The organism is Burkholderia sp. AU33803, from assembly GCF_002223095.1.
In the GTDB taxonomy this organism is placed as follows: domain Bacteria; phylum Pseudomonadota; class Gammaproteobacteria; order Burkholderiales; family Burkholderiaceae; genus Burkholderia.
Map to the genome: position 1 here is coordinate 503,217 of NZ_NKFJ01000008.1, position 20,072 is coordinate 523,288.

Sequence of the window (20,072 nt, forward strand, 5' to 3'; positions counted from 1 at the left end):
ACGCGAACAAGACAACACGGACACGACCCGTGGCATCCGCAAACGGCGCCGCCCCGACCGCGCGCGCTCTTGCGACGATCGCCCGCCGACCACGCCTCCATGAGCAAAGCGATCCTGTACCTCCTCGCCGGCAACGGCAGCGCGGCCGACTGGTGGGACGATGCGCTGCCCCACTTCCGGCATTACCAGCCAGTGCCGCTGGAACTGCCGGGCTTCGGCGACAACCCCGCGCCGCCCTGCGAGGATCTCGCCGCCTATGCACAAGCGCTGCTCGACATGACCGAGGCGGGCCACGCGATCATGGCGGTCGGCGTGAATGCGCTGCTGGTGCTGCACGCGTTGCAGCGACGCCCCGGCCACTTCAGCCGCAGCGTGCTGCTCGCGCCCGTCGGCGCGTTCCTGTGGGAACGCCGCCTGCCGAAACTGATGGCGCCGAAGCCGCTGCGCAAGACCATCCACTGGCTGCTCGCGCACTACCCGACGCTGTTCGCCCGCAAGTTCTCGAACCTGACCTGGACACGCGCACAGTACCGCCGCATGGGCGCCGGCTATGCGCGCTGCCGTGCGTTCCTGCCGCACTGGGATCTCGTGCGTGCCGATACCGCGCTGCCGCTGCTCGAGTGGGTCGCCGATCGCATCGAGCTCGTGTGGGGCGACCAGGACAACGTGCTCGGCGTGCGCCAGGCCGCCGCGTGGTCGGCGATCCTCGCGCGCGCCAACCTCACCGTCACGCTGCAGGCCGGCTGGGGACACTATCCGTGGATCGACGCGCCGGCGGCATTCGTGCACTGGCTCGAAGCGGGCGATGCCGGTTTCGTCGCGCATACCAAGGGCGGGCGCCTGGCGCTGGCGACGATGGCCGGCCTGCCCGTGCCGCCCGCGCTGTCGCTGACCCGTGCCGACGATCCGCGCCTGCCCGGCTTTCTCGCGAGCCAGCCCGACGCCGAGTGGGCGGTCCGCTCGTCGAGCCACGGTGAGGACCAGGCCGATGCGGCGAACGCCGGCCTGCATACGACGTTCCTGCGCGTACCGGCCGCGCAAGCGGCCGCGCGCGTAGCCGAGCTGCTCGACGGCGGCCTCGAGGAAGCGGTCGTGCAGCGCTTCATCACGCCCGTGCTGTCGGGCATCGCGTTCGTGCGGCATCTGGCCGTCGAAGTCGAATGGGTGGAGGGCAACCTCGAGACACTCGCCGACGGGCAGGCCAGCCCGCAACGCGCGATCCTGTCGCGGCTTGGCGAGCCGTGGCAGCGCGGTACGTTCCCGACCGCGCACGGCTTGAGCGCGACGCAGCTGTGGGCCTTCCTGCAGCGTGTGCTGCGCGCGTTCCACTACGTGCCGGGCGACGTCGAATGGGCGTGGGACGGCCGGCAGCTGTGGCTGCTGCAGTACCGCCCGATCAGCAGCTACGGCTGGCATCGCCACCTGACCGCCGCGAACATCGCCGAGATCCTGCCGCCGCAGCCGAGCCGGCTGGTCGAGTACGCGCAACGACGCGCGGCCGGCAGCATCCCGGCGATCATGGCGCGCTGGGATGCACGCGTACTGCAGGACAACGAACCATTTACCGCGCTCTATGGCGGCGCGTCGTACATCAACAACGACCTGTTCCTCGCCCGCCTCGCCGACTGGGGCGTGTCGGCCGGCAACTACAGCGGCGAGATCGGCGGCGCGACACCGCCGCTGCGCTGGCGGCCGCTGCGGCTGCTGGGTTCGCTGCCGGTGTTCTGGCGCATGCTGCGTGTCGCGCGCGGGCACCTGCCGACGCTCGAGCGCGGCTTGCAGCGCTTCGACCAGGAACTCGCGACGCTCGTCGAGCAACATGCCGACGGCCAGCAACTGGCCGACTGGTTCACGCGCTTCTACGTGTTCGTCGTGCAGGGCAACCTGTGCATCGCGTCATCGCTGGCCAGCAGCGGCGGTGCATTGTGGGGCCGTCCGCCGACCGCATACGGCCGGCTCGACGACAGCCCGCATCGCCTGCCGTGGGAGACCGATCCGGGCACCACGCGGCCCATGCCTACCGACCTCCCGCTGCAGGCGTTTCCCGACTGGCCGCTGCCGGTTCGCGTGCTCCACACGCTCGGCGCGCCCGGCATGCGCGGCTGGTATCTGCAGGTGCGCGAGTGGTATCGCGACAACCTGATGCGCGTGTTCTTCCGCCTGCATCATGCAATGCCGGCCGCCGATCGCGACACGTGGTTCGCGCCGCATCCCGAGCGCCGCGAACGCAACGGCAGCTTCTGGCAGGACGGCAGCGAAGGCACGGACGAGGCGGCCGGCTTCATGATCTATCCGGGCCACACGCAAGGCGTGCTCGGCCACGACATCCTGCTGGAAGACACGCTCGATCCGGGCCGGCACGCGCAGTACCAGGCCGCGCGCGCCGTGATCGCGCGCATGGGCGGCCGGCTGTCGCACGGCGCGACACTGCTGCGCGAGCTGCGCAAGCCGTCGGCCGTGCTGCCGCGCGTCGATGCGGCGTGGGTCGGGCGCGAGGTGCGGCTCAGCGACGGCCAGCTGACGCTGGTCGAATGAACGCGATGCGGTGGCCGTCCGCCTGAGCCTGAACTGCGTGCGGGTCAGCGCACCGGCGTGCGGACGACGCCGTCGACCTTCAGCGTGCGCCGGTCGTGCGCGGCTTCGTATTCGACCGTCTGCGCGGGCGTGACGGCGCCGTACGAACGGCCGTTCACATAGACGATGCCGTCCCGCAGCTCGACCCGGTCGCCGTTGACCGTCGCGGTGGCCCGTTCGCCCTGCAGCACGGCGCCCGAGCAGCCGGCGCTCGAAAAGCTGCGTACCGACGTGCCCGGCATCGCGGCGACACCGCCCGGGTCCGCCGCATGCGCCGCGCTGCACGGCGGCGCATCCATGCTGCCGGCCGCGTGGGCCGCGCCCGCGCTGATGCCGCATCCGGCAAGCAACGCAATCGTCATCGGCTTCAGAGGGTTCATGGTGCGCTCCGTTGTCCGCCGCCGCGGATCGATGGCCAGCCGACGCCCTTGATCGCATGGCGGGCAGGCCGGATGCACCCAGTATGCGTCCGCTTCGCGGCACGCCGCCATCCGCGTCAGTACCACTCGTCGCCGCCCCGGTTCGCAGCGACACCGGCCCCTGGAAACACCTCCTGGCGCGCAACCTGCCCCCATGAAAATCCGCCTTGATCAAGTTGCGACCCGCAACTATTATTGATTGCGATCCGCAACCTTTCCAGGCCGCCCATGGACCTCATCGACGCTCCCGCCAAGCCTCGCGAAGCCACGATCCTCGAGCTGCGCGACTTCTCCCGCAAACTGGTTCGCGAGCTCGGCTTCATGCGCGCGACGCTGGCCGACAGCGACTGGGCGCCGTCGGCCGTCCACGCGATCCTCGAGATCGGGATGGCGCCCGGCATCAACGCCCGCGATCTGGGCAACGTCTTGCGGCTGGACAAATCGAACACGAGCCGGCAACTCGCGCGACTCGAGGCGGCCGGTATCGTCGAGCGGCGCGTGTCGAGCGACGATGCACGCGCGATCGAGTTGTACCTGACCGCCGAAGGGAAAAAGCTCCAGAAGAGAATCGACACGTTCGCGACGGACCAGGTATCGAATGCGCTGCGCCGCATGGTGCCCGCCGACCAGCAGGCGCTGCTGCGCTCGCTCGCGCTGTATGCCGATGCGCTCGCGCAAGACAACGCCGCGAAAGCGCCCGTCGCGGCACTCGACGCGCCGGCGATCCGCGAAGGTTACCAACCGGGCTGCATCGGCGATATCGCGGGCCTCCACGCGCGCTTTTATTCGGAACACTGGGGCTTCGGCGCCTTTTTCGAAAAACGCGTGGCGACCGAGCTGGCCGAATTCGCCGGTGCGCTGCCGGCCGACGGCAAGGCGCTCTGGCTATGCCAGGAGGACGGGCGGACACTCGCGTCGCTCGCGATCGACGGCGACCCCGCAACCGGCATCGCGCACCTGCGCTGGTTCATCGTGAACGACGCGCTGCGCGGGTCGGGCATCGGCCGCCGGCTCATGACGGAAGCCATGCGCTTCGTCGACGCGCGGCGGTTTCGCGAAACCTATCTGTGGACGTTCAAGGGGCTGGACTCGGCGCGCCATCTGTACGAGTCGTTCGGTTTTGCGTTGACCAGTGAATCCGCGGGCACGCATTGGGGCACCGAGGTGGTCGAGCAACGCTTCAGTCGGCCGGGGCCATCGGGCGGCTGAGGGTCGATGGGACCGCTCCGTCGCGCTACCCCATCCCGAAGAGCGAATCGAAGACGTTCTTGATTTCTCGATGTAAAAGACGAACGCGCAGGATAACTGCACGCGAGCGACCACACGGCGCGCGGCCGGCGCGTCACTTGATGCGCTGCACGCGCGCGATGCCCCAGACGAGTATCGCGGTAACGACGGCGGTCACCCCGCTCGCGAGCCAGATCGACTTCGTCGTGATCCACGTCCCGATGAACGCGGCGGCAAAGATGCAGGCCGCGCCCCATTCGAGCACATTGTCCAGCCGGTTTCTCGATCGGTAGCGTGGCTTGTCGGAAGGATCGCGCGGAATCGGTGCCGCCTGCCGCGCGCGCGGCGCGCAAGCGGGAAACGCTTCGACCAGCGCACGGCTCGGCCACGGATGCGCATCGGCATGCGCGTCGCCCGATCCCGTCACTCGCCAGACGGCGTCGGCATCCGGCGCACGGCGCAGTTCCTGGATCTCGCGGGCCAGGCCCGCATCGGGATCCTTCTGCCGCTCCAGCAACGCGACCTGCGCAAGTTCGGTTGCAAATGCGTCCGTGGTATCACACACGTCCGGCAATCCGCTCGTGCGGACCAGCACGAATTCACCGAACGCGGTGGCGACATAGTCGACGAATGCATCGTAGATCGCACGGTAGCGCTCGCCGAGCAGATCGACGAGGGTGTCGCGGCGTGCGGCCGCACGCGCGAGCGCGTTCGCCTTCGTCGTGACCAGGTACGGATAGCGCGCGTCGCGCTCCTCGGGCGTCGCACCTTCCAGATATTCGTCGAGTTCGTCAGCCTGGTCTTCCGGATCGAAATCGTCGATGCGATACGCGAAGCGCACGTCGTCGGGCCCGAACAGCACGCGCCAGAACAGCGGAATGAACGCGTTCGCTTCGAGCGACGGGCCGCCGGCCGCGAAATAGGCGTTCAATTCGCCTTTGCGCCCTTCAGGCATGCGCGGCCACGGCGGGCTCTCGAGAAACACGGGATGGGACATAACGCGGGCCCCCAGTCGGGATGATCGGATGGTTGTCTTTTTCGGAACGACTTTCACCAACGCACGACAGGCCGACGCATTTTGTCCGACTTTACAAACCTTGTCACCCCGGTCTTTCGATTGGCTTTCCGATGATCGTTCGGTGGCGATCCGGGCGGCAAACCGTCGAATAGTCCCATCACTTCGAGTACATCATGGCCAGCAAAAGCAACCCCGCTTGCGCGATTTTCCCGTCATCGCCTGGGCATGCAAAAACGTCCGTTCCTCCGTTGCCGGCCACGACAGGCACGGCAGTTCCGCCATCATCCGCAGATGTCGCAGAAAGCAGGCCTTCGACCTCATCAAGTAGCCGCATCCCGCGCACGCCGCTGCGACCGGGCGCGTGCGCGGCCACCTTCAGCGTCCGCGTCTCGAGAATGTGATCGTCGCGCGCTACGTGCCGAGGCGCTCAGTCGACCGCCGGAATCCATGCGGCGGTCGCCGCGCCGCTCGCGCGGAACGCCGGAAACTTCGCGGCGAGTTCGGCCACGGTATGAATGTCGTTCTTCACGAGATCGTCGCGGGTGATCAGCGTCGGCTTCACCGCGATGCGCGCGCCCGGATCCTGCCCTGCGACCAGCAGCGCGGCGGCCCGCACCGACACCGCGCCGACGACCGCCGGATTGGTCGCGGCCGTCGCGACCCACGCGCTGTTCGGCGCGCGGATGGCCTCGATGTCGGCCGTCGACACGTCCGCGCTGTAGATGCGGAGTTTCGACGAGAGCCGGGCCTCGTCCGCCGCGAGCTTTGCGCCGCGCGCGAACTCGTCGTACGGCGCGAACACGACGCGAATGTCGGGATTCGCGCGATACACGGCCGCCGCCTGGTTCGCGACCGATTGCGCGATCGGATTGTCGACGGTGCCCCAGCGCGCCTTTTCCTGCACCTTCGGGTGCGCACGCTTGAAATCGCGCCACGCAGCATCGCGCCGGTCGAGCGGCGCGAATCCGGCCACGTACACGTACCCTGCCGCGAACGCGTCGCCGTTGTCCTTCACCGCCTGATCCAGCAGCAGGTTCGCCAGGTCGCGATCGTTCTGCTCGATCTGCGGCACCTTCGGATTGGCGAGATCGACGTCGAACGCGACGACCTTGATGCCTTTGTCGAGCGCGCGCTGAACGACGTCCTTCAGCGATTCCGGCAAGCCGTGATTGACGATGATCGCCGACACGCCGATGCTGATCGCCTGCTGAATCTGCTCGCGCTGCTCGGCCGCGTCCTGCCGGCCTTCGTAGATGCGCAGATCGACGCCGAGCGCGCGTGCCTGCTTCTGCGCGCCGGCTTCGTAGGCCTGGAAGAAATCGCCGGTCGACAGGTAGTTGACGAGCGCGATCTTCACGCCGCCCTTGTCGAACGGCGCAGGCGCCCCCTTGAGCGGGCCGGCGTGGGCCATGGGCGCACCGAGCACGAGCGCGGTGCCCAGCGCGAGTGCACCGAGTTTCAGTTCGATACGCGACTTTCGGCGAAGCAACGAGCGCATGGCGTGTCTGTCTCCCAACAAGGACGATATCGGCTCAATCTATCAGCGCGCCACGCGAATTCAAACCGACCGATTCGGCAATCGATATTACTTTGGATAACAAACGGTCTTGCCTGAAGATGATTCGAACCGCAGGTGCCCGAGCCTGGTCTCGGCGACCTCACGCATCACGCGCGGGCATCGGTACGGCGACCGATGCCGAACGTGAATGCAAGGGCCAGCACGAGCAGCACGCCCTTGATGAAATCCTGCATGTAGTAGGGTGCGTTCAGCATCGTGAGCCCGTTGAGCAGCACGCCGACGAACACCGCCCCGACGACCGTGCCGAATACGTTGGGTCGCTTCGCGCCCCACACCGCGTAACCGATCAGCGCAGCCGCCACCGCATCGAGCAGCAGCGAGTGGCCCGCGCTCACGTCGCCGCGGCCGACCCGCGCGGCGATCAGCACGCCGCCCAGCGACGCGATCGCACCCGACACGACATACGCGGCGACGCGGTAGCGCGCGGCCGGCGCGCCGGCCAGCCGCGCGGCCGTTTCGTTGCCGCCGATCGCATAGATCACGCGGCCCCAGCGCGTCGCTTCCATCGTCACGCAGGCCAGCACCGTCACCGCCGCGAGCAGCAGGACCGGCAGCGGTACGACGTCGAACACGCGCAGCCGGCCGAGCGCGAGAAAGGCGTCGGGGAACACGCCCGTCGCGTCCGTGCCGTCGGGCAGCACGGAGCCGGTCGCGAGCGAACGGCCGCCGGTCGGGATCAACTGCAGGCCGGCCAGCAGGAACAGCGTGCCGAGCGTCGCGAGCTGGTCGGGCACGCGCAGCCGCGTGATCAGCAAGCCGTTGAACAAGCCGGCGGCCACGCCAAGCACGATGCAGGCGAGCACGGCCGCCCATGCGCTGCCGTGCCAGACGACCAGCACGTAGCTCGCGGCCATCTGCGCGGTCGCGGCCACGCTGCCGACCGACAGGTCGAAGCCGCCGGCCGCGAGCGTGACCGTCACGCCGATGCCGAGCAACGCGACGATCGACACCGCCTGCAGGATGCTGAACAGATTGTCGACGTTCAGGAACGCGGGCTCCCTGAGCGCGAACACAACCACGAGGACGGCCAGCACGAGCAGGATGCCCGTCCGTTCAAGCACATCGCGGATGCGCGCCGGCCTGCCGCGCGACGACCGTTCGGCGGAGGCGGCATGGCGGACAGCGGAAGAAGTCACGGGTTTCATGAGCAGGCACGCACGATGGAAGAAGTGGGAGGCGGGCAATCGAGCGTCGCGCGATCGAACCGCACGATACGATCGGCGATCTCGGCCGCTTCCTCGAGATCGCTGACGAACACGATCGTCGTGCGCTCATGCGCATGACGCCGCAGCGTATCGACGATATCGGCGCGCGCGCCCGCATCGATGCCCTGGAACGGTTCGTCGAGCAGCAACAGCCGCGCCGGCTCGGCGTGCCAGCGCGCGAGCACGACCTTCTGCTGGTTGCCGCCGGACAGGTGGGCGACGCGATCGTCGGGCCCGTCGCAGCGAATGCCGAACCGCGCGATCGCCGCCGCGGCGGCCGTGCGTTCACGCGTTCGGCGCACCGCGCCGCTCGCGAACCAGCGCGACAGGAACGGAAAGCCGATCGTGCCCGCGATCGACGCGAACGGAACGCTGTCGGGAAACAACGACGTACGCCAGCGATCCTCGCCGGCCAGGAATACGCCGGCGCGAATCGCATCGGCGGGCGTTCGTGGCCGCCATGGCCGCCCGTCGAGCGTCATCTCGCCGGCCGCGGCCCGCACCGCGCCGAAGATCGTCCGCGCGAAGCGCGACTTGCCGCCGCCGACAGGGCCCGCGATCGCGACGATCTCGCCGCGCTGCACGTCGAGGTCGAACGGTGTACTGGTCGGCGTCAGCCGCATCTGCCGCACGCTGAAGCCTGGGCCTGGGCCTGGGCCTGAGCCTGAGCCTGAGCCTGAGCCTGAGCCTGAGCCTGAGCCTGAACCTGAACCTGAACCTGCGCCGGCTCCGGCCTGCCCGGCACGCTCCGGCACCGGTTCACGCGTACGCGGCAAAGGCCGGCCGATCATCGTTTCCACAGCCGCGTCGAAATCGATCGGCGCGGCCAGATCGGCGACGATCCGCCCGTCGCGAACGATCGCCGCGCGATCGGCGATGCGGCGCAAATCGCCGAGCCGATGCGACACCAGCAGGATGGCGACGCCGTCGCGGCGCAACGCGTCCACCAGCACGAACAGCCGCTCGGCCTCCGCCGCCGACAGGCTGGCGGTCGGCTCGTCGAGAATCAGCAACGATGGCTGCCCGGCCAGCGCACGCGCCAGGGTGACGCGCTGCTGGTCGGCCAGCGACAGCGAGGCGAGCGGTGCGGCCAGGTCGACTTCGAGCCCGACCCGCGCGGCGAGCGATCGCGCCGCGGCGAGCCGTGCGGCCGGCGGCGCGCGCCATGGCGAGGCCGGGTCGCACAGCCGGTCGAGCAGCAGGTTGTCGGCGATCGACAGCGTCGGCACGACGGCGTCGGCCACCGACTGGTGCACGGTCGCGACGCCGAGCCGCTTGGCCGCGTGCGGCGACACCGGCCGATAGGGTTCGCCGCGTAGCGTCAGCGTGCCGCCGTCCGCTTGCAGCGCGCCGCTCAGGATCTTGACGAAGGTCGACTTGCCCGCACCGTTCGCGCCCATCAGCGCGACGACTTCGCCGGCGCCGATCGACAGGTCGAGCGCCGCCAGCGCGACGGTCGCGTCGAAGCGTTTCGCGACGCCCGTGGCGCTCAGGACAGGCGGTAACGTCGATCGATGGGGCCGATCGTCGCGCGTCACGTCCATCGTCTCGTTCGTCGCGCGATTCATGCCGGACGAGCCCAGTCGGCACGACGCAGTTGCAGCAGGAACAGGTCGTCATCGATCATGTCACGCCACTCCGATGAAAGTCGTCCGGCCTTGGTCGGCGGGTCAGCCGGCTTCAGCCACGGGAAACCGGAACGAAGCGCCGTAGGCCGTGTCCGGCAGGCGGTCCCGCCCGCTCAGCCGTGAACGGAAGGTGCCGCTCGCCGGCGTCGCTCGGTACAGGCCGCGCTTTTTCAGTTCCGGCACGATCAGTTCGGCGAAATCGTCGAGCGTGCCCGGGCTGATCAATGGATTGAGCATGTAGCCGCTCGTCGTCGATTGCCGCGCATGCTCCGCGAGCTGGTCGGCGACTTCATCAGGCGGGCCGACGAGAATCAGGTCGGTGCCACGCGTGACGTTCGCGAACTTGCGCCGCACGTCGCCGGCGGTGAGCGGCTTGCCGCTGCCGTCCGGCCGCACCACGTAGGACGTGAGCCCTTCCGTTTGCGTCGTCAACGGTTCGTCGTCCGCATAGCGATCGATGTCGATGCCGGTATCGCCCGCATAGCTGACGAGTTGCGCCTGCAGGTGATAGTGCTGCTGCAGCGCGTGGTACTTCTCCTTCGCGTCGGCCGACGAACGCGCCGTCACGATCCGCAGCACCGTGAGCGCCTTCACATCCTCCGCTGCCCGGCCGTTTTCGACCGCCAGCCGCCGGATTTCATCGAGGCCCGCTCGAATCTCGTGCGGATTCGACTTCGCGACGAACACCACTTCCGCGTGCTTCGCCGCGAACTCGCGCCCCCGCCCGGACCAGCCGGCCTGGATCAGCACCGGCGAGCGCTGCGGCGACGGCGCACAGACGTGTGGGCCATGCACGCGATAATGCGTGCCTTCGTGCGCGATCGGCCGCACTCGGTCGCCGCGCGCGTAGCGCGGCTCGCGCTTGTCGGCGACGACCGCGTCGTCCGCCCAGCTCCCTTCCCACAGCTTGTAGGCCACGTCGAGAAACTCCTCCGCGCGCGCGTAGCGTTCGTCATGGCCGATCATCCGGTCGAGCCCGAAGTTGCGCGCCGCGCTCGTCAGGTAGGACGTCACGATGTTCCAGCCGATCCGGCCGTTGCTCAGGTGATCGAGCGTGCTGAAGCGCCGCGCGAGCGCGAATGGATGTTCATACGTCGTGCTCGCGGTCACCCCGAACGCGAGCCGCTCGGTCTGCGCGACGAGCGCCGGAATCAGCATCATCGGATCGTTCGCGGGCGCCTCGACCGCCCACTGGACCGCCGCGTCGGCCGACCCGCCATGGACGTCGTACAGGCCGAGCACGTCCGCGAAGAACAGCATGTCGAGATCGGCCTGCTCGGCCGTGCGCGCGAGGTTCGACCAGAACGCGAGCGTATTCGCGCGCAGCCGTTCGTCGGCGGGATGGGTCCACAGGCTCGGCGCACCGCCGCAGCCGACGCTGGCCTGTTCGTAAAGGGAAAACAGCAAGGGGCGAGGATCGGACATCGTCGTGTTCAGTGCAAAAGCAGGAATCAGTTGGGTGCCGCCCACGCGCCGGACGATGCGCCGCGGCGCCGTGCGGGCGCGCGATCGTCGGGCTCGCGCGTCAGGTAGCGGTTGAGGTGTATCTCGAGACGGGCGGCGGGAATCGTCAGCAGCGCGACCAGCACGACATAGACGATCGCCGCGCCGGCCAGCGGCTCATAAACGCGCAAGGTTTCGAAACGAAGCGTATTGGACGTCCCCATCACGTCGAACACCGTGACGGTCGACGCGAGGACGGTCGACTTCAGCAGCAGGATCGCTTCGCCGGTGAGCGCCGGCAGCGCGAGTCGCCACGCACGCGGGCCGACGATCCGGCGCAGTACACCCGCCCGCGTCATTCCGTACGCATAGCCGGCCTCGATTTCGCCGGCCGGCACCCCGGCAATCGCGCCGCGCAGGATCGTCGCGACATAGGCGCCCTCGTTCACGCTCAACGCGACGACCGCATACCAGAACGCGTCGCGCAACAGCGGCGACGCCCAGCTGTCGCGCATCCATTCGCGCGGGACGATCTGGCCGAAGCCGTAATACAGCAGATAAAGCTGCACCAGCAGCGGCGTACCGCGCACCAGCATGATCCAGCAGCGCGCGGGCCAGCGCCAGGATGCGTGACGCGAACCCGCCGCAAGCGCGAGCGGAATGCCGATCACCATGCTGGCGATACCCGACAGCAGCAGCAACGCCAGGGTGGTCGGCACCGCGGCGAGCAGCTTCGGCATCACCGTGTCGAGCAGGAACGTCAGCGAAAAATTCATGCGCAGGCGCGCCTCGTACCACGATTCACGTAACGTTCGAGCATCGCGAAAAGGCCCGTCGACGCGACGCTCAACAACAGGAACAGCGCGGCCGTGACCAGGTAAAAGAAAACGTAATGCCGCGTCGCACCGGCGGCGAGCTGGCTCGCCTTCAGCAGATCCGTGAAAGACCCGAGCACGCTGATGAACGACGCATCCTTGGTCGCGTTCAACCACACGTTGCCGACGCCGGGCAGCGCGAGCCGCGCCGCGACCGGAAGCCGGATGCGGGTCAAGGTCTGCCACGGGCTCATTCCGTACGCGTGCGCGGCCTCGATCTGCCAGGCCGGCACGTTGATGAGCGCCGCGCGGAAGATATCGGTCAGATAGGCGCCCTGGATGAAGCCGAGCGACAACGCGGCCACGATGAACGGATCGAATGCGAAGCCGTCGGGCACCAGGCCGCTGCCGTGCAACGCGGCCTCGAGCGCAGGTGCGACCGCATAGAACGCGAGCAGCAGGCACAACAGTTCGGGCAGCGAGCGCACGAGTGTCGTGTAAAGCCGTGCCAGCCAAGCGAGCGGGGCGTGTCGCGACAGCTTGCCGAGCGCGCCCGCGATGCCGAGCAGCGTCCCGGCGCAGAACGACGCGGACGCGACGCCGAGCGTCAGTGCGAACGCGCCGGCGAAGATCCGCCCGTAACCGCCGTCGCCGAACGCAAGCAATGCCAGCAGCGAATCGTCCGCGGCCATCGGCTCAGCGCCCCTTCTCGATCGTACCCTTCAGGTTCGGATAGCGAGCGGTGATCGTATCCCACGTGCCGTCCTGCTGCAGTTGCGCGATCACGGTCGACAACCGGCCGCGCAATGCATCGCCTTGACGCACGCCCGCGCCGATGCCGAGACCGAGCACGGGGTTGTCCGCGCAAGTGGCCTTGACCTCGAAATCCTTGCCGTCACGCGACGACAGGAAGGCCGTAAACAAGCCCTTCGCTTCCTGCACGTAATCGACCCGGCCCGAGACCAGATCCGCGAGCGCGTTGTCGAATTTGTCGAACGCCTTGATCTGGGCGTCGCGCTTGAAACGTGCATCGAGGAACGCCGAGAAGTTCGTGCCCGCCTCCACGCCGATCACGCGATCCTTGAAGGTGGCCGGCACCGCGCAATCGACGCGGCGCCGATCGCTTTTCGCGCCGACGAAAACCGTCGGCGACTCATAGTACGCACGACTGAAGTCGATCGCCTTCTGCCGTTCGCCGGTGATCGTCATCGACGACCAGATCACGTCGATCTTGCGGTTCTGCAGCGCAGGGATCAGCCCGTCCCATGCGATGTCGGTGAGTTCGCAGCGTACATTGAGCTTGCTGCATGCCGCGTCGAGCAGGTCGACCTCCCAGCCCTTCCACTTGCCGGTGGCATCCTTCGAGAAGAACGGCGGGTACGACTCGGCGTCGATGCCGACGCGCAGCGTCGGTTGCGCTGCGTGGGCGGCCGGCAACAGGCCGATTACGAACAGTGCGGCCGCGGCACGGCGGACCGTTGAGGGCTTCAAGCGATTCATTTGGCAGACTTCTCGGATAACGTCGACATCGCCGGTGTTGCACCGGCATCGGGATGCGTGACTTTAGTGCCTGCCGATGCGTGTACCAAATGGTTATTTTTTCGATGGATATCTGATCGGAAGATATGCCGCTGCCCTACGTGCCCGAGGCCGGGACGACTCAAACCATCGGCCTCGAAATCCGGCGTCTCTTGAGTTTGGAGAACGTCGGGGCGACGGTCCCTCAACCGACGAACTTCGCCTCCACTCCGCTTCGCACAACGAGATCGAAACGCTCCGGGCGGATAGGAAATGCCGTGGATTCGCGCGTGCGGCCATCCGACATGCGCGACGGATGCCGCAATACGAGCAACGGCGTGTGCAAGGCAATCCGGAGGTACGCTGCGACTTCCATCGGAGAACCAACGGCCGTGACCGACATGTCCGCATCCATGATGTCCGACGATCGCGGCAGCAAACCGTCGAATATTCTCATCACTTCGAGCCGGTCTTGACCGGCAAAGCGGCCTCACGTGCGCCGGTCATCCACCCTCGCCACCCCACCCGGACGCATTTATCGGCCTTCGAATCCCTAGGGAAAATCCCGAGACATCCTTACAGCGATTTACCTGATGATTCATGGAAGCGTCATGTTTCGGCGATTCAGGTGTCCGCCAAGCTTTCAATTCGCGTCACGCAACCGATGCCGCCGCGCGGCACATGCGATGACCGAAACCTGAAACGGCAGCCGCCGGCGAATCGTCAGGTGTTCAATACTTTCAACAACCCGGTCGAGAGTAATCGTGAGATTCCGTGGCCCGCTGGTGCGGTGGAGACGAGGCGATGCGCGAAACCTGCGCGCCGCGATCGCGTCCTCCGACGACGGTGGCGGCGGGCAAAGCCCTCGCCTGCCGCTGTCGATCTACACCATCCTGTCCCGCCGCTCCGTTCGCCGCCACAACGCCGTCGCCGCGCGCGCATACGTCGCGATCCATACCGACGACGTGGCCTCGCTGCTGCCTTAGCGCCCCGCCCCGTTCCCTGACTCCGTTCGACCCATTGGCCGTGTCACCCGACCGGTGACGGGATCGGCTCGCGCTGCATTTTCGAACATGCAGCGCGCTCAGTCGAATGGACTCCTGATCGTTGCGCGTCGCGTTCGCTTCCTTCGAACGACGCTTGCGCACGCCCGCTTCATCCAATGAACCATCGCGCCACGACCCGCGCCTCGCGGCTCGACGCGCGCACCGAAATGGAAGACTCCGTCATGCGAATCCGCACGCTTCGCCGCGCCGTTGCAACCGCCGCCATCCTGTCTGCCGCCGCGGCTGCCGGCACGACCGCCCACGCGGCCGGCGAACTGAACATCTACAACTGGTCCGACTACATCGCGCCGGACACGATCCCGACCTTCCAGAAGCAAACGGGCCTGCACGTCCGCTACGACAACTACGACAGCGACGACACGCTGCAGGCAAAACTGATGTCGGGGAATTCCGGCTACGACGTCGTCGTGCCGACCTCGAACTACATGGCCAAGCAGATCCAGGCGAGCGTCTACCAGCCGCTCGACAAGTCGAAGCTGCCGAACCTCGCGAACCTCGATCCGCTGCTGATGAAGATGGTTGCCGATGCCGATCCAGGCAACCGGTACGGCGTGCCGTGGGCGTACGGCACCGACGGCATCGGCTACAACGTGCAGGCCGTGAAGAAGGCGCTCGGCGACAAGGCGCCGGTCGACAGCTGGGCGCTGGTGTTCGATCCGGCCAACATGGCGAAGCTGAAAAGCTGCGGCGTGTCGTTCCTCGACCAGGCCGTCGACGTGTTCGCGGCCACGCTGCAGTACATGGGCAAGGATCCGAACAGCACGAACCCGGCCGACTACCGCGCCGCGTACGACGTGCTGAAGAAGGTGCGCCCGTACATCACGCAGTTCAACTCGTCGGGCTACATCAACGATCTCGCGAACAACGACCTGTGCGTGGCGTTCGGCTATTCGGGCGACGTCGGCATCGCGCACCGCCGTGCCGCCGAAGCGAAGCGCCCGTACCAGATCGGCTTCGCGAATCCGAAGGAAGGCGGGCTGCTGTGGTTCGACATGATGGTGATCCCGAAGGACGCGCCGAACCGCGACGCCGCATTGAAGTGGATCAACTACGTGCAGGATCCGAAGGTCAACGCCGGCATCACCAACGCGGTGTTCTATCCGACCGCGAACAAGGCCGCGCGCCAGTACGTGAAGCCCGCGATCGCGCGCGATACGTCGGTCTATCCGCCCGACGAAGTGCTGAGCAAGATGACGCTGCTCAAGCCGATGCCGCCGGAGATCCGCCGGCTGCAGAACCGGCTGTGGGCGCAGTTGAAGACGGGGCGCTGAACCGCGCGCCGGCGGCACGCCGTCGCATCGAAACCGGGGACATCACGTGCCAGGGCGCCGACCTGCCACGCGCGCATCGCAACGACAGTCGTCGAACCGGTTGCGCGAACTATCGCAGCGCCTGCTCCGCCGCAAACGCGTGCTCCACGAAGCGGATCACGTCGTCGAGCGACGACGTGCACGTGGCCCCCTCCGCAAGCTCGCGAAACGCACCGTCCGGCCCGAAGCAGATGAGCGGCTTGCGCCAGCGCCGCGCGAGCGCGATCTCCTCGGCCGTGCCGTGCCCGCCCGGCAGCGCGACGATCAGGTCGCTGCTCAGCGCGTTCACGTAATTGCGGTTGAGCGTATCCGGGGCGGCGCCCGGCTCACGGCGCGGCAGCGGCGTGAGGATCGGGATGTCGACGAACGGATGCGGATAGCCGTCGAGCGGCACGAAGCCCGCGAGCGGATCGGCCTGCGTCGGCAGGATGCCGATCGACCGGCCGGCCCGCCCCGGCACGCCGGCGAACGCGCGCGCGACCGCCAGCATCACGCCCTGCCCGCCGCCCGTCAGCAGGTTGAAACCGGCCTGCGCGAGCCACGCGCCGAGCGGCTCCGAAAACGCGAGCCACGGCTCCTTGCCCGAGCCCATCACGCCGATCGTCTTGTTCTTCTGTTGCATCGAAATTTTCAACGAAGTCTTTGTGTTGCGCGCGCTGACCGCGCTCATTCGAGCTCGACGCCCTTGAGCTCGGGAATCAGGAACAGCGTCGCGACCATGTCGAGCACGTAGAGGCCGGCGAGCAGCGCGATGGCCGTCTGGAACGAGTAGTGCGCGGCCAGCGCGCCGACCGCGACCGGGCCGAAGCCGCCGACCGCGCGGCCGATATTCCACAGCACGTTCTGCGCGGTGGCGCGTGCGGCCGTCGGATAGCCTTCCGACATCAGCGTCCCGTAACCGCCGACCATCCCGTTGACGAACATGCCCATCAGCGCACCGGCCCACAGCATCGCGGTCGGGTCCGACAGCCGCGCATACGCGAGGACCGTCACGACCGCGCCGAGCTGGTACAGCAGGAACGTCGGCTTGCGCCCGATGCGGTCGGCCAGCTGCCCGAACACCCAGACGCCGATCATCATCCCGACGACCGTCGCCGCCGTCCACAGCCCCGACTTCGTCAGCGAGAAGCCCATCTGTTTCGACAGGAAGGTCGGCAGCCAGATCATGATCCCGTAGTAGCCGAAGTTCTGGACCGAACACAGGATCACGATGCCGACGCTCGTGCGCGCGGTGCGGCCGTCCGCGACGAGGAGGCGAAACGCGTTGGCCTTCGGCTGCGCTGCGCGCTGCACGAACGCTTCAGGCTCGTGCAGCCGGTTGCGCATCGCCCACGCGAGCAGCGCCGGCAGCACGCCGACCACGAACATTCCACGCCAGCCGATGTGCTGCAGCAGGAACGGCGTCAGCAGGGCCGCCAGCAATACGCCGGCCTGCCAGCCGAGCGCGACGTAGCACGACACGCGTGCGCGCTTGCTGGCCGGCCACGCTTCCGCCGCGAGCGCCATGCCGATCCCGAACTCGCCGCCCAGGCCGATGCCCGCGATGGTGCGGTACACGAGCAGATCCTCGAAGCCCTGGGCGAACGCGCACAGCCCGGTGAAGATCGCGAACAGCAGGATCGTCCAGGTCAGCACGCGCACCCGCCCGTACCGGTCGCTCAATGCACCGAACAGGATACCGCCCGCGACGGCGCCGATCAGCGTCCACGTGACCAGCGCGCCGCCCTGCCCGGGCGTCAGATGCAGTGCCGCCGTGATCGCCGGCAGCATGAAGCCGAGGATCAGCAGGTCGAAGCCGTCCATCGCATAGCCGATCGCCGATCCGGCCAGCGCTTTCCACGCGTACGCGCCGACCTGCTCCACGCGCGAGGCCGGCGGGCCGCCGAGCGTCGAAGATTCTATGTTTGCTGCCATGGTGTCCTGCCACGATTGTCCGGCGACATTTTAAAGCCAGTGCCCGTGAGCGACGGGCCGGCCGCCCCCCGGTGAAAAGGGTTCGCGCGCGCGTCGGCGCCTGCTTGCGGGACGGCAAGCGGGAATTGGCGGGGAATGAACGGGAGGAGAAAAACGGCGATCCGGTGTCGACGGCGAAGCCGGTAATGTCACGGTCAAGCCGGACAACGGATGAAAGACAGCATGATGGCGGAGTGTTACCGGCCGGCCCGCTCGCGCGAACCGGTCGGCGCCGGGCGGCCTCGCGGCCCGGCCGGCTTCAGCCTTGATCGTCGCCGGGCCACCAGGTCTTGGCCTCGCGGTCGACGGCGAGTGCGGCGAGATCCTTGCCTTCGAGCCATTTCGGGCGCGGGCCGCGGCCCGACCATGAGCGGCCGGTCGTCGGATCGTAGTACTTGGCAGGTGCCTTGCGTTTTCGCTGGACGATGTAACCGAGCGCGCTCAGCACTTCCTGCTGCGAAATTCCCAAAAGCTCGACCTGTTCCTTGAATGCCGCGAGCGCGGCCTGCTTCTCCTTCTGCTTCGCATCCGACAGCTTGATGTTCAGGTCCCGAAGTTGTGCTTCGAGTTCCTGCAGGGCCTGGGTCATGTATTCATCCTCTTTGGGCATGTTTTCGCAAAAAGCTCCGATGGCGGAACCTACCACGAAGTTCCGCCGACGGGGGCTGTCAAATGGGTGCATCGATTGCCTGAGCCGGCATGGCTTGCGCGATACGCACTAAACGACGCCGCGCGTCAATCAATGAGACAGGACCGGCCGGCAACGCGCAGCCCGCCGTGTACGAAGGCACGGCGAACGGCTGCGGCAAGTAAGCGCCGCACCATGGCACTGGCGCGGCATGGCGCGAATGATAGCAGTGCTCGGCGTCGTATTACAGAAGGCGTCGATGCGGATACGTCCGATTACAGGGCGGCGTCGCCGGCGTCCCACGCGATCCGGTCGAACAGCGCGCGCAGCTTCGCGCCGCGCGCCGCGTTCAGCGCGGCCGCATGCGCGACGCGCCCGGCGAGATGCGCGCGGAAATCCGGATGCGCATCGCGATTCTGCGACGCGGGGCCGCTGCGGATGCAGTTGGTCAGGATGGCTTTCAGGAGATCGAACTCATCGCGCGCCAGGTTCGGATGACGATTGACGACCACGCCGGCCAGTTGTTGCCGCATGCCGCGCCGCATCACGCGGGTTTTGCGCAGTTGCAGCGCAAAGCCTTCCTCGAGCGCGATCGCGGCGACCCGGACCTGCAGCCGTTCGACGTCGCGCGCCAGCGTGCCGCCGCCGGAGAAGGCGAGATCGTCGGCATAGCGCGTGTAGGTTGCACCGAGCGAACGCGCGAGCGCGGCGAGCCGCATGTCGAACCGGAACGCGCTCAGGTTCGCCAGCGCCGGCGACGTCGGCGCGCCCTGCGGCAGATGGCGCTCTCGATAACGCTGGCGGCCGATCCAGTCGAACCGGTCGCGCAGGTCCGGCGCGAGCAGCCGGGCGGACGGCACGCGGTTGGTGCACAGCCCGGTGAGCGTGCGCGCGACTTCGGCCGGATACCCGAGCGTGACGAACAGCGCGTGCACGCGGGCGGCGCGTATCGATACGAAGAAATCCGCGAGGTCGAAACGGACGACGACATCGCGATCCGCATGGGGCGCCGCGAACGACACGATCCCGTGCCCCTTGCGAAAGCCGTGTACCGCGCCGTGCGGCGCGATGCGATCGAGCAGCCCGTGCAGGATGCGGCGCTGCGCTTCGCGCAGCCGGCCTTTCGGGATTTCGACGAGGCGGCTGCCGCCGCTGCGCTTGTCGTGCGCGACGTACGTGTAGTGATGCAACGGCGTGGCGCTGCTGCGCGCGTCGACGCGCCAGTGGTCGGACAGCCAGTCGAGCGCCGGCGCACTCACGCCGAGCCAGTCGGCAAGATCGCCGGGCGTCGCCCATTGCGGCACGTCGCAGCCGGCGAGCGGCGCCGGCAATGGCCGCTGGACGGGGGGACGCCGGACGACGCGGATCACGGACGGCCGATCCTCGCGATACCAGGCGCGCACGAACGCGGCCGCATCGGCCAGCACCGCCGCAAGCACGTCGATGCCGACGTCGTCCCAGTTCGCGCCGAAGCGGGCGAGCGCGGCGTCCGCGCATTCGTGCGTCCACGGCTGCGCGCCGCCGAGCACGGCAGCCATCCGCGCGAGGACGCCGTCGCGCTCGGGCGTCCCGGCGAGCATCGCCTCGGCAATCGTGCGGGTGGTATCGCGCAGGGATGAATGCATGGAGAAAGATGGGCGGGACGATGAGCCAACGTGACTGGTGCTGCGAGGGGAGGCGTTACGCCA

Annotated in this window: 18 protein-coding genes; 4 read left to right on the forward strand and 14 right to left on the reverse strand. The window is 67.9% G+C overall.

The genetic code is table 11. The features are described from left to right. Window positions 1–99: 99 nt before the first annotated feature. Window positions 100–2,535: a PEP-utilizing enzyme gene (locus CFB41_RS33760; RefSeq protein ID WP_179250273.1), complete on the forward strand. Its 2,436-nt coding sequence runs from the start codon at window positions 100–102 to the stop codon at window positions 2,533–2,535. Window positions 2,536–2,579: 44 nt separating this feature from the next. Here the strand turns inward: CFB41_RS33760 and CFB41_RS33765 are convergent, their stop codons facing one another. Next, on the reverse strand, window positions 2,580–2,954 hold the full coding sequence (locus tag CFB41_RS33765) for a sugar ABC transporter ATPase (protein ID WP_089459607.1): 375 nt from the start codon (window positions 2,952–2,954) through the stop codon (window positions 2,580–2,582). 267 nt (window positions 2,955–3,221) lie between these two features. On the opposite strand from CFB41_RS33765, the gene CFB41_RS33770 reads away from it, so the two are divergent. After that, window positions 3,222–4,202, forward strand: a complete 981-nt coding sequence (locus tag CFB41_RS33770) for a helix-turn-helix domain-containing GNAT family N-acetyltransferase (RefSeq protein ID WP_089459608.1) — start codon at window positions 3,222–3,224, stop codon at window positions 4,200–4,202. A gap of 133 nt (window positions 4,203–4,335) precedes the next feature. On the opposite strand, the gene CFB41_RS33775 is transcribed toward CFB41_RS33770, so the two are convergent. From CFB41_RS33775 to CFB41_RS33815, 9 genes are all read right to left on the reverse strand, one after another. After that, window positions 4,336–5,151, reverse strand: coding sequence for a hypothetical protein (locus tag CFB41_RS33775; RefSeq protein ID WP_143330918.1), 816 nt, complete (start codon window positions 5,149–5,151; stop codon window positions 4,336–4,338). A gap of 514 nt (window positions 5,152–5,665) precedes the next feature. Continuing rightward, window positions 5,666–6,736, reverse strand: a complete 1,071-nt coding sequence (locus CFB41_RS33780; protein WP_089444500.1) for a substrate-binding domain-containing protein — start codon at window positions 6,734–6,736, stop codon at window positions 5,666–5,668. Window positions 6,737–6,903: 167 nt separating this feature from the next. Beyond that, window positions 6,904–7,962 carry an ABC transporter permease gene (locus tag CFB41_RS33785; RefSeq protein ID WP_089459610.1) on the reverse strand — a complete coding sequence of 353 codons (1,059 nt, stop codon included), beginning with the start codon at window positions 7,960–7,962 and terminating at the stop codon, window positions 6,904–6,906. Beyond that, on the reverse strand, window positions 7,959–9,590 hold the full coding sequence (locus CFB41_RS33790; protein WP_089459611.1) for a sugar ABC transporter ATP-binding protein: 1,632 nt from the start codon (window positions 9,588–9,590) through the stop codon (window positions 7,959–7,961). Before CFB41_RS33790 ends, CFB41_RS33785 begins: the two co-directional genes overlap by 4 nt. 102 nt (window positions 9,591–9,692) lie before the next feature. After that, entirely contained in the window at window positions 9,693–11,075 is a 1,383-nt protein-coding gene (locus tag CFB41_RS33795) for an NtaA/DmoA family FMN-dependent monooxygenase (protein ID WP_089459763.1), read from the reverse strand. A gap of 26 nt (window positions 11,076–11,101) precedes the next feature. Next, window positions 11,102–11,869, reverse strand: coding sequence for an ABC transporter permease (locus tag CFB41_RS33800; RefSeq protein WP_089459612.1), 768 nt, complete (start codon window positions 11,867–11,869; stop codon window positions 11,102–11,104). Beyond that, window positions 11,866–12,600 carry an ABC transporter permease gene (locus tag CFB41_RS33805; RefSeq protein ID WP_089459613.1) on the reverse strand — a complete coding sequence of 245 codons (735 nt, stop codon included), beginning with the start codon at window positions 12,598–12,600 and terminating at the stop codon, window positions 11,866–11,868. The genes CFB41_RS33800 and CFB41_RS33805 overlap by 4 nt, the downstream gene beginning before the upstream one ends. Window positions 12,601–12,604: 4 nt before the next feature. Further along, a complete protein-coding gene (locus CFB41_RS33810; protein WP_089459614.1) occupies window positions 12,605–13,408 on the reverse strand; it encodes a transporter substrate-binding domain-containing protein in 804 nt (267 codons plus the stop codon). A 223-nt stretch (window positions 13,409–13,631) separates the two neighbouring features. Further along, entirely contained in the window at window positions 13,632–13,883 is a 252-nt protein-coding gene (locus CFB41_RS33815) for a hypothetical protein (RefSeq protein ID WP_105771285.1), read from the reverse strand. Window positions 13,884–14,190: 307 nt separating this feature from the next. Between CFB41_RS33815 and CFB41_RS33820 the strand changes: the two genes are divergently transcribed. Both CFB41_RS33820 and CFB41_RS33825 read left to right on the forward strand, forming a co-directional pair. Next, window positions 14,191–14,412 (forward strand): hypothetical protein, encoded by a 222-nt coding sequence (locus CFB41_RS33820; protein WP_089459616.1) that lies wholly within the window; start codon window positions 14,191–14,193, stop codon window positions 14,410–14,412. Between the two features lie 242 nt (window positions 14,413–14,654). Further along, window positions 14,655–15,764 carry a polyamine ABC transporter substrate-binding protein gene (locus CFB41_RS33825; RefSeq protein WP_089459764.1) on the forward strand — a complete coding sequence of 370 codons (1,110 nt, stop codon included), beginning with the start codon at window positions 14,655–14,657 and terminating at the stop codon, window positions 15,762–15,764. Between the two features lie 109 nt (window positions 15,765–15,873). Here the strand turns inward: CFB41_RS33825 and CFB41_RS33830 are convergent, their stop codons facing one another. From CFB41_RS33830 to CFB41_RS33850, 4 genes are all read right to left on the reverse strand, one after another. Then, on the reverse strand, window positions 15,874–16,425 hold the full coding sequence (locus CFB41_RS33830) for a DNA-binding protein (RefSeq protein WP_179250276.1): 552 nt from the start codon (window positions 16,423–16,425) through the stop codon (window positions 15,874–15,876). 44 nt (window positions 16,426–16,469) lie between these two features. Next, window positions 16,470–17,717 carry an MFS transporter gene (locus tag CFB41_RS33835; RefSeq protein WP_089459618.1) on the reverse strand — a complete coding sequence of 416 codons (1,248 nt, stop codon included), beginning with the start codon at window positions 17,715–17,717 and terminating at the stop codon, window positions 16,470–16,472. 298 nt (window positions 17,718–18,015) lie between these two features. Further along, window positions 18,016–18,345 (reverse strand): H-NS family nucleoid-associated regulatory protein, encoded by a 330-nt coding sequence (locus CFB41_RS33840; protein WP_039355204.1) that lies wholly within the window; start codon window positions 18,343–18,345, stop codon window positions 18,016–18,018. Window positions 18,346–18,659: 314 nt separating this feature from the next. Further along, window positions 18,660–20,009: a reverse transcriptase family protein gene (locus CFB41_RS33850; protein WP_089459619.1), complete on the reverse strand. Its 1,350-nt coding sequence runs from the start codon at window positions 20,007–20,009 to the stop codon at window positions 18,660–18,662. Window positions 20,010–20,072 lie beyond the last annotated feature (63 nt).

Coding starts and splice junctions, on each gene's coding strand:
- CFB41_RS33760 (WP_179250273.1), top strand. CDS start 100: ATGAGCAAAGCGATCCTGTACCTCCTCGCCGGCAACGGCAGCGCGGCC.
- CFB41_RS33765 (WP_089459607.1), bottom strand. CDS start 2,954: ATGAACCCTCTGAAGCCGATGACGATTGCGTTGCTTGCCGGATGCGGC.
- CFB41_RS33770 (WP_089459608.1), top strand. CDS start 3,222: ATGGACCTCATCGACGCTCCCGCCAAGCCTCGCGAAGCCACGATCCTC.
- CFB41_RS33780 (WP_089444500.1), bottom strand. CDS start 6,736: ATGCGCTCGTTGCTTCGCCGAAAGTCGCGTATCGAACTGAAACTCGGT.
- CFB41_RS33785 (WP_089459610.1), bottom strand. CDS start 7,962: ATGAAACCCGTGACTTCTTCCGCTGTCCGCCATGCCGCCTCCGCCGAA.
- CFB41_RS33790 (WP_089459611.1), bottom strand. CDS start 9,590: ATGAATCGCGCGACGAACGAGACGATGGACGTGACGCGCGACGATCGG.
- CFB41_RS33795 (WP_089459763.1), bottom strand. CDS start 11,075: ATGTCCGATCCTCGCCCCTTGCTGTTTTCCCTTTACGAACAGGCCAGC.
- CFB41_RS33800 (WP_089459612.1), bottom strand. CDS start 11,869: ATGAATTTTTCGCTGACGTTCCTGCTCGACACGGTGATGCCGAAGCTG.
- CFB41_RS33805 (WP_089459613.1), bottom strand. CDS start 12,600: ATGGCCGCGGACGATTCGCTGCTGGCATTGCTTGCGTTCGGCGACGGC.
- CFB41_RS33810 (WP_089459614.1), bottom strand. CDS start 13,408: ATGAATCGCTTGAAGCCCTCAACGGTCCGCCGTGCCGCGGCCGCACTG.
- CFB41_RS33815 (WP_105771285.1), bottom strand. CDS start 13,883: ATGAGAATATTCGACGGTTTGCTGCCGCGATCGTCGGACATCATGGAT.
- CFB41_RS33825 (WP_089459764.1), top strand. CDS start 14,655: ATGCGAATCCGCACGCTTCGCCGCGCCGTTGCAACCGCCGCCATCCTG.
- CFB41_RS33830 (WP_179250276.1), bottom strand. CDS start 16,425: ATGCAACAGAAGAACAAGACGATCGGCGTGATGGGCTCGGGCAAGGAG.
- CFB41_RS33835 (WP_089459618.1), bottom strand. CDS start 17,717: ATGGCAGCAAACATAGAATCTTCGACGCTCGGCGGCCCGCCGGCCTCG.
- CFB41_RS33840 (WP_039355204.1), bottom strand. CDS start 18,345: ATGACCCAGGCCCTGCAGGAACTCGAAGCACAACTTCGGGACCTGAAC.
- CFB41_RS33850 (WP_089459619.1), bottom strand. CDS start 20,009: ATGCATTCATCCCTGCGCGATACCACCCGCACGATTGCCGAGGCGATG.